Source organism: Wolbachia endosymbiont (group A) of Pogonocherus hispidulus, assembly GCF_964028195.1.
Taxonomy (GTDB): domain Bacteria; phylum Pseudomonadota; class Alphaproteobacteria; order Rickettsiales; family Anaplasmataceae; genus Wolbachia.
Genome location: NZ_OZ034750.1, coordinates 260287 through 272102 on the forward strand (window position 1 = coordinate 260287; position 11816 = coordinate 272102).

An 11816-nucleotide genomic window follows, 5' to 3' on the forward strand; every position below is an offset into this window, starting at 1 on the left:
TTTATTATTACACGAAAGAAAACGAAATGTTGGATTACATTTGCTGGAAACATTATGGATACAGTAGTGGAGCAGTGGAGGAAGTATTGCTTGAAAATCCAGGCCTTGCAGAATACGCAAGCTTTTTGCCCGCTGGATTAAGAATTAAGCTTCCTAAAATTCAGAAAATATCGAAAGAATCTGTCATAAATATTTTAGATGAATGACGCCAGACTTTGATATAGTAGCAAAAAATAACCCAGTAACAGAGGTTTTAAAAAAGAGTTTAATATTATTACGTGTTACTGATGGATCCGGTACTACAAGTGACGAAGCTGAGATATATATTAGTTATAACTCTAGCGCTTTAGAACTTAAGGGTAATTTACAGGTTTTTCTAGGATATAAAGAAACAGGTTTATTACCTATGGGGGTATATAAGGCAAATCAAATTACAATACAAAGTCCACCACAAACTTTAAGAATAAAATGTGACGCTGCAAGTTTAAGAGGATCATTAAAGGAAAGAAAATCAAAGGAATGGAAAGACATTACCTTGGAAGATTTGATTAAAGAAATAGCACAAGAACATGGGTATGAAGGTAAAGTCGCTGAAAGATTTGAAAATATATTTATACCACATACCATTCAAGCAGATGAAAGCGACATGAGTTTTTTGGAAGGATTAGGCAAAAAATATGATGCACTAGTAAAACCAGCAGGAGGATATATAATTTTTATTCCAAAGGGAGAAGCAAGATCAGCGACTGGAAAGATGTTAGGTACAACAGTATTAACACCTAAAGATATTATAAATTGGGAGGTAAATTTTAATGTGCGTAACAAATATGGATCTGTTATTGCAAAATGGCACAGTTATGAAAAGGGAGAAACTATAGAAGAGAAAGTGGGAAATGAGGGTCCAAGTTATACCCTGCAAACGCTTTACTCTACCGCAGAATCAGCAATTAGTGCAGCAGCAGCTAAGTTAAAACAACTAAAACGTAGTACATCAAATTTAAATGTAACTGTTCCTGGTAATCCAGAATTATTTGCAGAAGCTAAGATCAGCCTTTCAGGATTTTGTCAGGAAATTGAAGGTGAATGGATAATTAGCAAGGCAGAACATATTCTGAATAATAGAGGATATCAAACTATAGTAGAGGCAACAGTGAGCAAAGCTGTTTAAGTGAAACTTAAGCAAATGGTCATTTAATTCCAAATAAATATATAATACATGAACATAAATTCGATCATATATAAAAATAGACTAATTTTATTAATAGCACTAGCAGTATGTATTGTAATCGTATGTATTTCCTTATCTGAAAAGAGATATAAAGATAGCATTACTAAATTAGAGATTGCATCTGAAACTTGTGACCTAGAAAATATCGAGCTCTTGATACAAAATAATGTAAATATTGGCGAAAAAGCATTGCATTATGCTGCAGAAAAAGGATGTTTAGAAATTATAAAATTTTTAGTAGAAAAGGATGTTGATATAAATACTGCCAATAAATTTAAGCGAACAGCACTACATTATGCTGCAGATAATGGACATTTAGAAATTGTCAAATTCTTATTAGATAAAGGATCAAATCCTATAGCTACAGATCGAGATGGAAGAAGACCAAGAGATATGGCTGTAGTGGAATTGCGATATGATAAAAACAAAGGCAAAACATATAGAGAAATCATAAAGCTACTTGCTAAAGCAGAGGATCAATATGAATCAACAAAAAGTAATCACTAAAGCTGTAAGTTTTCTATAATCTATACATAAATTTCTAAAACTATCCATAACAAGTTAATATTTTCACATGAAAAAGCAAAAAATCCCAATTACGGTAATTATTACCATATTAATCCAAACCGTAGCATTGATATGGTGGTTATCCAAGCTAGACTCAAGGGTACAATTTCACGATAAACTCATTGAATATGGTTTAATGGAAAAAGTGTTAGTACTTGAGGAAAGGGTAAAAAATCTTTCTGAGGAATTGGATGAACTTAAAGCTGATTTAAAGTAATTATTCTTCTACTTTTGGTGTATAAGGATCAGATTGAGATTGACGATCCTTCCAGTTTTCGATGTATTGCTCAACTAATTGAGGATCCCCTGTTATAATCAGTAGATTCTCAGCATTTCTTGATTCAGCTGCATAGGTGAAATTAAAAGAGCCAGTTATTATTTTGTTATCATCAATAATCATTATTTTACTATGAGCAATCGCTGGTTTAAAGTCTACCCAAATTGGGATTTTTTGCTCAAACAGCTCATTGATAACACTATACTTTGAGCTAACTTGCGATTCGTCGAGAATAACCATGACATCAACTCCACGCTTTTTAGCTTGAACCAAGGATTCAGCAATAGGCTTCGAGGTAAATTGGTATGCCTGAACCAACACGGATTTTTTAGCATGACCCACAGAATCAATTATTAGATTGGTGCAATTTTCTCTAGGAGTGAAACATACAGTAGTACTAGGACAAGAAACACAACCTGATAAAAGCAAACAAGTTAATAAAATTATTAAATATCTAAACATGATTAAATATATCCTTTCAGTTGACGGAGGAGGCATAAGGGGCATAATACCAACCATAATATTAGCAGAAATAGAAAAAAGAACAAGAAGAACTATAGCTGAAATCTTTGACTTAATGGCAGGAACCTCAACCGGTGGAATTGTTGTAGCAGGATTATGTAAAAAAGATAAACAAGGAAACCCTCAATATTCAGCCAATGATTTAGTCGAGCTTTACCAAAAATACGGGTCATATATTTTCAAGTCTTCATTCTTCAGGCGATCAATATTATCTTGGTTTAACTGTGCACAATACCCACATAAAAATATTGAATTTGTACTGGATAAATATTTTGGTGATGATACTTTACAAAGCACCTTAAATAATGTACTGATTGCAAGTTACGATATTAACAATAATTGTCCGTTTTTCTTCAAAAGCTGGAAAGAAGGTAATATTAAGCTGAAAGATGCACTCAGAGCTACAACAGCTGCACCTACTTATTTCATACCAAAACATCTAAAAATCAACCAGATAGACAGAGTATTAGTGGATGGGGGGGTTTTTGCCAATAATCCAGCGGCTTGTGCATATGCAAGTAGTAAAAGGTTATTTCCAAATGATGATATTCTACTGTTATCGATAGGTACTGGCAGAACAGATAGAAGCATAGAGTATGCCAATTCAAAGAGATTTGGAAAAATAGGCTGGATAAAACCACTATTACATGTGATGTTTGCCTCAAGTTTAGATTCAGTAAATTACCAACTTGATCAAGTTATAGGTGATAAATATATACGCATACAATCGCAATTAAAAATAGCATCACCTGACATGGATAATATTACATCAAAAAATATCAAATCTCTTCAGCAAGAGGCAAAGGCAATGATAGAGGATAATCAAAAAGTGATAGAGAAATTTTGTGATGTTATATCTTGATAAGTAGAGATGCCAAATTCTGCAGAGCTAAACAAGAGTTTAGAGTAGATATATTAACTACTTTTATTTATATCTTAATATATTATTTCTGAGTCAATAAACTATCGCTGTTTTTAACCCAGGTTAAGTTTTGAAAACATAATTCTCAAGCTCCTCAATAGATAAGCCCGTTATTTCAGAAATAGCATCAATAGAAACGTCCAACATACGTAAATTATTCGCAACCTTTATTGCCTCCGCTTTGTAAATCTTTTCTTTGTAAACTTGCTTTCTTTGCGATAAAAATTCTACCCATATGTCCAGTTCATCTCGTGATTCTTGATTGTTAATTTTTTTTAACTCTCTTGCCAAGCTTAATAGCTCTTTTTTTCCTTCATCATCCTCATAACAATCTTTTTCCCTTATCAAATCTTCAGCATTCACCGATAATTTTTCTGCTATTTCCCATAGCCTTTCACTTAAAATTGTCACACTCCCCTGTTCATAATGATGTATCTGCGAGGGTCCCACATTAAGCTTTTTTGCTAACTCTTCCTGCGTATATCCTCTTATTATTCTCCACTTTTTTATCTCTTGTCCTCCGTTTTGGCTTGTATAATGTATACTCTCTTTATCAGAATATTCTTCAGTTGATAAACCTACTGCTCGGTAAATTATATCATTAGTAAACCCTGCCTTTAAAATATTTTTTGCTATTTTTATTCTTGCAGCTTTTACATTACTTTCCTCTTCAGCTCCAATAGATTTAGTTAATGCATAAATTGCCTTGCGTCCTCTTGTTTTTGCTATAAAATTATACATCCATTCGATCTTACTTTCGTCAAAACAACCACTTTCTCTTAGCGCTTTTCGCCTAGGAAATAGATTTCTAACATGGATTGATAATTCCTCTGCTATCACTTTTAACTTTTCAATTGGAATGCCACATGCTCCTTGCTCATATCTTAGCAATGTATGATATTTTATGCCGGTTTTATCTACTAAATCTTTTAGGGTATACTTTTGTTTTAGCCTCCAGCTTCTTACTTTTTGTGCTATTTTGTATCTTATAGAGATATTTGCCATATCGTAACAATTTTACCGAAATAAACATCTGTTAGAAAGCCTTTTTCAATTTTATGGTTGTAAGTAAGAAGGGAAGAAAACCTCCCTTCGTTTAAAGTTTCCGAGAAGTTTCTTTACTACCTCCACATACCTTATCAACCCACGATAATGTTTCGCTATTACTAATTGTCTTTTCAACCTTATCTTTACTCCACTTGCCACTCCTAGGAAAACTTCCTTTTTCTACCGCTTCTGTGACCGTCATTCCTCCAAAAAAACACCCTTTTCCTATATTTTCCCCTCTCTTTTGTAGTTCAGACCACATTTCTTTATCTGCTACTCTGACCTCTACTTGACTGTCATTTTTCGCATTATGGTATACTACAATTTTTAGGCTACCAATACTTGTAGGAAATGTTATCTCAAAAGCACTATTGTCAGACACATCAACGTAATTCCTCTCACCTTCTTTTTCACTTCTAACCTCAACCTTACTATTTCCTATTTCTATAACATCACCTCCTAATTTTACCTCTCCTGTGGTTAATCCTAAATTTTTTGTACCTTCCAATATTCTTGCAATATTTACCTTACTACTCTCAGAAAATTTCATAAAAAACGTCTGATTATCCATTTCCACGTCTTCTATGATTCCTTCATTTTCAATAGCACTTTCACCGATTTCTCTCAGTTCTTTAAGCCACTCATCTATCTGTGGACGAATCTCTTGATAGAGTTTGTTATGCATTTCACTTATTCCCTTATCCTGCAATAGATCGTAACTGAATATTGCTCCATTTAGCATCAATTCACATATTATATCTTCCTTCTCATTTTCTTTGCATTTGATCAAAGGCATTTTCGATATTACTGTATCAGCAAAACTCTTCTGCCCTTCGCTATACGCATTTATCCTGATTCCAGCACTTAGTGCTTGGTCTATAGTCTTGTTCAGTTCTTCTACGCTTTTTGCCTTTACCACTCTACTTTTAAACCACCTCAATTCTGCATTTTCACTTGCACTTGGCTCTATCTTGCTTAAAGATGGAATAAACGGATTTTGACGATTTGAAGATTTTTTGTTATAAACCTCACGTCCTTCTCCAAGATTGATTGATTTTTCAGAAACATCGCTAGGGGAAGGCACACCTTCAGGCTTCTCAAACCTGCTTTTATCATCAAATATTTTCGGATCAGTCTCGTCTACAAGTATAAGCTGCTGATTTTTTTTGCTAGTACGCCTAATAGCACTATATAGTCCTTTTGGTAACTTTTTAGAATCAATGATTAACTCATAAGTATTTCCATCCATATCATCAAATGATACTGCTTTTTTAGTAGTCATATAACCTCTCATATTAAGCATATTATTCAAGTCTATAGAGCAATTTATTGCTTTATAATTAACTTAATACGCAAATTATAAAAAGATCTTGTATATCTTGCAACTATTTATAATAAAAGAATAGCTTTATCAGGACTTTTATTCTTTAATCACAACTTAATATACAAACTATACAAAGATCTTTTATATTTTGTAATTCTCCAATATCTCTCTTCAGATTCTTGACTAAGTTTTTTTGCTACTTATGCTCTTTGTATTGTTTTGTAGTAGTTGGTAGCCAAACTTCTCAAGCAATTGAAACTTGTTTTATAACAGCTCTCTTTCCTTAAAACTGCAGTATCCTTTGTCTGTCATAATAATGTGATCCTCTAGTTCAATTCCCACTCCTTGACATGCTGATACTAATTCTCTAGTCATTACTTTATCATCTTCTGATGGTTCTAAACTCCCTCCTGGATGGTTATGCGATTATACATATTGATACTCCTATAAAAAATTTGGGTTGTTGAGTTTACCATTTTTAAAATCCATAAGGGTTCTAACAGTTTCTGGTCTATCTTCAAATAAATACTTGCCTCTGGTTTTGCTATAGTCTTTTTGTATTTTTATTTTATCTCTCCTTATTCTATCGTAAAGCCACTGCCTGGAAACTTCAAGGATTTTTGCAACTTGTGAAATAGTAAGGTAGCCAGGCACTTTAATGGGGTGTGATTGCTCCTTTTTTCGCATAATATTATTTTTTAACCGAATATTTTTTACTGTATTTTCTAAAACAATATTCTTTGATTGTGAGGGAGAACGATACCCTTGTGTTTCTAAGTACTTGGCAATTTCTATATCCGTTTTACCCTCTTTACTTGACTTTATTATCGATTGCTCCATTTCTGTTGCAGTAGTCAATGCACGAAAGGAGCTTACTGGAATAGGAGCATGGAAAGTGGTAGTTTCTCTACCATGCCATACAATACGTATCTGCAAGCAATCACGCATGATTCGGTGTGCTACTACCTTATCAATCAGACAACGAACAAAAGATTTTCTTTGCTGACGTGACAGAACTGACTTATGCCAAATTTCTGGTAGTTTCTTACCTACATCTAAAAATATTGTTTTCAGTTCCTCGGATAATTGAGGAGTAGGTTTACTTGGATACTGACGTTCAAATGTAATTTCCGCTTGCTTGAGTTCATTCAATGCCTGTTCCCAACGTCTTTCAAGTTCTGCAGCTACAAGACGATTGTCAGGATCAACTTGATTAAATTGTCGTTCTGCCAATCTTACTTGGTATCTTAAGCGTTCTAATTGTTGTAAATGAGCTTTATTAATTTCTTGTTCAGATTGTAGCTGCGAGTTAATAGCCTTAGTATAAGCATCTAGCTCAATTTGACTAAGTGCTGCAAAAAATTTAGGAATTACTTCATTATCAATAATATCAGCAGGTAAAAACTGACATGAAGGGGAAAGATCACGTTGATGTTGGTAACTGCATTTATAATGATTTCCTCCTTTATACTGTACTATCATTTTGTGTCCACATTCTCCACAATAGATTATTCCATGTAATAATGCTGCACCTGGTCTAGCTATTCCACGTGTTCTACAGCGACGGTAATCCGCATGATTATCTTTAAGTATGATCTGAATCTTTGTAAAGGTTTCCCAATCTATGTAAGCTGGGTATTTATCTTTAATTAGAACTTTCCATTCTTCCATTGGTAGTCTTTTTGTTGTTTTATTAGCAGAAGATAGTTTGTGACGCGTAGTACAAGAACGACCATAAGCAAATGCTCCAGCATAAGCAGGGTTTTTGAGCATTGAGATAATTGCGTCAAAAGTTGGTTTTTTCCAATGCACTTCTTTAAAATTGTCATACCTAGGAATGGTAAGTTGGTTATTGTTAAAATACCTTACAACTTGTGCTGCTGTTCGTTTTTCTAGAAAAGTGTCAAAAACAAGCTTAATATGCTGCTGAACTTCAAGGTTAGGATCCTTACTCACGGAATCATCAATGTTACGAACGAAACCCACTGGAAGAGATAAGGCTAAATCTCCTCTGGTTGCCTTATTTACTAGTCCAGCATTTAGTCTGGCTCTTATAGTAGATAACTCCATTTCAGCAAGCTGTCCTTTCAGACCAAGTAACAACCGACCATTAATAGTACCAGGGTCATACACACCATCCCGATCAGCTATCAAACACTGTTTATAGCCACATATATCCAATAACGGATACCAATCAGAACAATTACGTGACAAACGAGTCACATCGTAGGATAGGATAATCCCTACCTTTGATAAAGTGACTTTAGCGAGAATCTCTTTATACCCTTCACGCTTTTCAGCACTAGCACCTGTTAAGCCGAGATCATTATCAATAACAACAATATTATCAGCTTTCCACCCAAGATCAATAGCTCTTTGTTTCAGCGCATACTGTAACTCCAAACTTTCTTGATTGCTCAGTGCTTGATGAGGTGTTGATTGTCTTATGTAAATTATCGCTTCGCGTGTTAAATGTTGTGCTGTAATTAGCTCTGATGTATTCATGGATGACCTCTTTGGACACTAATAATATGTTTTCTAAAATTTCTGATTTGAGACATTGCGGCATTTTTTTCCACACTCTATTTGGTTTACATGGCATAATTTATACTCCTTTGCTAAAGAAACAAATTCGTATAATGAATCCCATGTTAATTTACTTGTGAGAAAATCTTGCTTACTGGCTAAGTTGGTAGCAAGAAACGGGATACGCAGAATTATGTTATTACGATGAATAACAAATACATTACTACTACAATGGGCTCTTGAACTGATAAAGGATATAGGAAAAGTTCTGCCAAATAGCGGATGAGTTGGATCTGTAACTGTAATCTCTTTTTGGTTGTTGAATGGGGTATTAAGGTGGTTGATCGTGCGATTATACATATTGATACTCCTATAAAAAATTTGGGTTGTTGAGTTTACCATTTTTAAAATCCATAAGGGTTCTAACAGTTTCTGGTCTATCTTCAAATAAATACTTGCCTCTGGTTTTGCTATAGTCTTTTTGTATTTTTATTTTATCTCTCCTTATTCTATCGTAAAGCCACTGCCTGGAAACTTCAAGGATTTTTGCAACTTGTGAAATAGTAAGGTAGCCAGGCACTTTAATGGGGTGTGATTGCTCCTTTTTTCGCATAATATTATTTTTTAACCGAATATTTTTTACTGTATTTTCTAAAACAATATTCTTTGATTGTGAGGGAGAACGATACCCTTGTGTTTCTAAGTACTTGGCAATTTCTATATCCGTTTTACCCTCTTTACTTGACTTTATTATCGATTGCTCCATTTCTGTTGCAGTAGTCAATGCACGAAAGGAGCTTACTGGAATAGGAGCATGGAAAGTGGTAGTTTCTCTACCATGCCATACAATACGTATCTGCAAGCAATCACGCATGATTCGGTGTGCTACTACCTTATCAATCAGACAACGAACAAAAGATTTTCTTTGCTGACGTGACAGAACTGACTTATGCCAAATTTCTGGTAGTTTCTTACCTACATCTAAAAATATTGTTTTCAGTTCCTCGGATAATTGAGGAGTAGGTTTACTTGGATACTGACGTTCAAATGTAATTTCCGCTTGCTTGAGTTCATTCAATGCCTGTTCCCAACGTCTTTCAAGTTCTGCAGCTACAAGACGATTGTCAGGATCAACTTGATTAAATTGTCGTTCTGCCAATCTTACTTGGTATCTTAAGCGTTCTAATTGTTGTAAATGAGCTTTATTAATTTCTTGTTCAGATTGTAGCTGCGAGTTAATAGCCTTAGTATAAGCATCTAGCTCAATTTGACTAAGTGCTGCAAAAAATTTAGGAATTACTTCATTATCAATAATATCAGCAGGTAAAAACTGACATGAAGGGGAAAGATCACGTTGATGTTGGTAACTGCATTTATAATGATTTCCTCCTTTATACTGTACTATCATTTTGTGTCCACATTCTCCACAATAGATTATTCCATGTAATAATGCTGCACCTGGTCTAGCTATTCCACGTGTTCTACAGCGACGGTAATCCGCATGATTATCTTTAAGTATGATCTGAATCTTTGTAAAGGTTTCCCAATCTATGTAAGCTGGGTATTTATCTTTAATTAGAACTTTCCATTCTTCCATTGGTAGTCTTTTTGTTGTTTTATTAGCAGAAGATAGTTTGTGACGCGTAGTACAAGAACGACCATAAGCAAATGCTCCAGCATAAGCAGGGTTTTTGAGCATTGAGATAATTGCGTCAAAAGTTGGTTTTTTCCAATGCACTTCTTTAAAATTGTCATACCTAGGAATGGTAAGTTGGTTATTGTTAAAATACCTTACAACTTGTGCTGCTGTTCGTTTTTCTAGAAAAGTGTCAAAAACAAGCTTAATATGCTGCTGAACTTCAAGGTTAGGATCCTTACTCACGGAATCATCAATGTTACGAACGAAACCCACTGGAAGAGATAAGGCTAAATCTCCTCTGGTTGCCTTATTTACTAGTCCAGCATTTAGTCTGGCTCTTATAGTAGATAACTCCATTTCAGCAAGCTGTCCTTTCAGACCAAGTAACAACCGACCATTAATAGTACCAGGGTCATACACACCATCCCGATCAGCTATCAAACACTGTTTATAGCCACATATATCCAATAACGGATACCAATCAGAACAATTACGTGACAAACGAGTCACATCGTAGGATAGGATAATCCCTACCTTTGATAAAGTGACTTTAGCGAGAATCTCTTTATACCCTTCACGCTTTTCAGCACTAGCACCTGTTAAGCCGAGATCATTATCAATAACAACAATATTATCAGCTTTCCACCCAAGATCAATAGCTCTTTGTTTCAGCGCATACTGTAACTCCAAACTTTCTTGATTGCTCAGTGCTTGATGAGGTGTTGATTGTCTTATGTAAATTATCGCTTCGCGTGTTAAATGTTGTGCTGTAATTAGCTCTGATGTATTCATGGATGACCTCTTTGGACACTAATAATATGTTTTCTAAAATTTCTGATTTGAGACATTGCGGCATTTTTTTCCACACTCTATTTGGTTTACATGGCATAATTTATACTCCTTTGCTAAAGAAACAAATTCGTATAATGAATCCCATGTTAATTTACTTGTGAGAAAATCTTGCTTACTGGCTAAGTTGGTAGCAAGAAACGGGATACGCAGAATTATGTTATTACGATGAATAACAAATACATTACTACTACAATGGGCTCTTGAACTGATAAAGGATATAGGAAAAGTTCTGCCAAATAGCGGATGAGTTGGATCTGTAACTGTAATCTCTTTTTGGTTGTTGAATGGGGTATTAAGGTGGTTGATCGTGAGCTAATATTATTGACGCTGCTTCCATTGATAACGCCTTTTTTACCACTTTCCTTTCAGATAAGTGTACTTCATCTATTGTACCAAAATACACTTCATCTCTTATCAAACGGTTCTGCTTATCCAAATATATTATCAGGACAGCTTCTTTTGCTGAAAAGCCTATGTTTACCCTTACATACTCTATCAGCTTTTCTTGGCTATCCATTACCGGGCCTCTCTTTAACCCTTCTCTGAGTGCTCTTTTATAAGCTTCTTTAACACATTCAATTGCTGCGGCTGCATGTTCGGTCATTCCTTCTATCATTTTCAGATCATCGATTTCTCGTCCCAAAATTTCTCCTATTCCTGGGCAGTTATCCATTAGAGTTTTAGTAACATCTTGTGCTTGCTTTCTGTCGTGAACTGCTCCTAGAAGCACTGACACTATCTCACGATCAAATAGAGCACTTCCTCCTCCACTCTGTAATACTCTCTCTATTTCTTCTGTAAGTTTTTCACTATTATTCATAAAATATACTCCTCGTTAATAACAAATTGTTTTTAATTATTTACTGCTGTTTTTTATCAGCATTGGCATAGAGCCATAGCTTTCGAGTGAAG

General features: G+C 34.6%; 12 protein-coding genes. 5 read left to right on the forward strand and 7 right to left on the reverse strand.

Going from position 1 to position 11816, the window contains the following annotated elements:
- Nucleotides 1-26: 26 nt before the first annotated feature.
- The 4 genes from ABWU58_RS01265 (at nucleotide 27) to ABWU58_RS01280 (ending at nucleotide 2012) form a co-directional block, all read left to right on the forward strand.
- Nucleotides 27-206 carry a tail protein X gene (locus tag ABWU58_RS01265; RefSeq protein ID WP_214303299.1) on the forward strand — a complete coding sequence of 60 codons (180 nt, stop codon included), beginning with the start codon at nucleotides 27-29 and terminating at the stop codon, nucleotides 204-206.
- Entirely contained in the window at nucleotides 203-1168 is a 966-nt protein-coding gene (locus tag ABWU58_RS01270) for a phage late control D family protein (RefSeq protein WP_262986490.1), read from the forward strand. The genes ABWU58_RS01265 and ABWU58_RS01270 overlap by 4 nt, the downstream gene beginning before the upstream one ends.
- A 48-nt stretch (nucleotides 1169-1216) precedes the next feature.
- Complete coding sequence (locus tag ABWU58_RS01275) at nucleotides 1217-1735, forward strand: ankyrin repeat domain-containing protein (RefSeq protein ID WP_262986489.1); 519 nt, start codon at nucleotides 1217-1219, stop codon at nucleotides 1733-1735.
- A 67-nt stretch (nucleotides 1736-1802) separates the two neighbouring features.
- Nucleotides 1803-2012 carry a hypothetical protein gene (locus ABWU58_RS01280; protein ID WP_262986488.1) on the forward strand — a complete coding sequence of 70 codons (210 nt, stop codon included), beginning with the start codon at nucleotides 1803-1805 and terminating at the stop codon, nucleotides 2010-2012.
- On the opposite strand, the gene ABWU58_RS01285 is transcribed toward ABWU58_RS01280, so the two are convergent.
- Nucleotides 2013-2534: a phospholipase D family protein gene (locus ABWU58_RS01285; RefSeq protein WP_353283358.1), complete on the reverse strand. Its 522-nt coding sequence runs from the start codon at nucleotides 2532-2534 to the stop codon at nucleotides 2013-2015.
- On the opposite strand from ABWU58_RS01285, the gene ABWU58_RS01290 reads away from it, so the two are divergent.
- Nucleotides 2533-3456, forward strand: a complete 924-nt coding sequence (locus ABWU58_RS01290) for a patatin-like phospholipase family protein (RefSeq protein ID WP_353283359.1) — start codon at nucleotides 2533-2535, stop codon at nucleotides 3454-3456. The two genes, ABWU58_RS01285 and ABWU58_RS01290, sit on opposite strands and share 2 nt — an antisense overlap.
- 123 nt (nucleotides 3457-3579) lie before the next feature.
- Here ABWU58_RS01290 and ABWU58_RS01295 read toward each other — a convergent pair whose 3' ends face one another.
- The 6 genes from ABWU58_RS01295 to ABWU58_RS01320 all read right to left on the reverse strand — a co-directional run bounded on the left by ABWU58_RS01295 (nucleotide 3580) and on the right by ABWU58_RS01320 (nucleotide 11724).
- A complete protein-coding gene (locus ABWU58_RS01295) occupies nucleotides 3580-4521 on the reverse strand; it encodes a helix-turn-helix domain-containing protein (protein ID WP_353283360.1) in 942 nt (313 codons plus the stop codon).
- A 91-nt stretch (nucleotides 4522-4612) separates the two neighbouring features.
- On the reverse strand, nucleotides 4613-5845 hold the full coding sequence (locus ABWU58_RS01300) for a hypothetical protein (RefSeq protein WP_353283361.1): 1233 nt from the start codon (nucleotides 5843-5845) through the stop codon (nucleotides 4613-4615).
- Nucleotides 5846-6151: 306 nt separating this feature from the next.
- Entirely contained in the window at nucleotides 6152-6262 is a 111-nt protein-coding gene (locus ABWU58_RS01305) for a JAB domain-containing protein (protein ID WP_353283362.1), read from the reverse strand.
- A gap of 69 nt (nucleotides 6263-6331) precedes the next feature.
- The gene (locus tag ABWU58_RS01310; protein ID WP_309165575.1) at nucleotides 6332-8392 is read right to left on the reverse strand and encodes a recombinase family protein; all 2061 of its coding nucleotides are present in this window, start codon (nucleotides 8390-8392) and stop codon (nucleotides 6332-6334) included.
- 391 nt (nucleotides 8393-8783) lie between these two features.
- The gene (locus ABWU58_RS01315) at nucleotides 8784-10844 is read right to left on the reverse strand and encodes a recombinase family protein (protein WP_309165575.1); all 2061 of its coding nucleotides are present in this window, start codon (nucleotides 10842-10844) and stop codon (nucleotides 8784-8786) included.
- Between the two features lie 352 nt (nucleotides 10845-11196).
- Nucleotides 11197-11724, reverse strand: coding sequence for a JAB domain-containing protein (locus ABWU58_RS01320; protein WP_353283363.1), 528 nt, complete (start codon nucleotides 11722-11724; stop codon nucleotides 11197-11199).
- Between the last annotated feature and the right edge of the window lie 92 nt (nucleotides 11725-11816).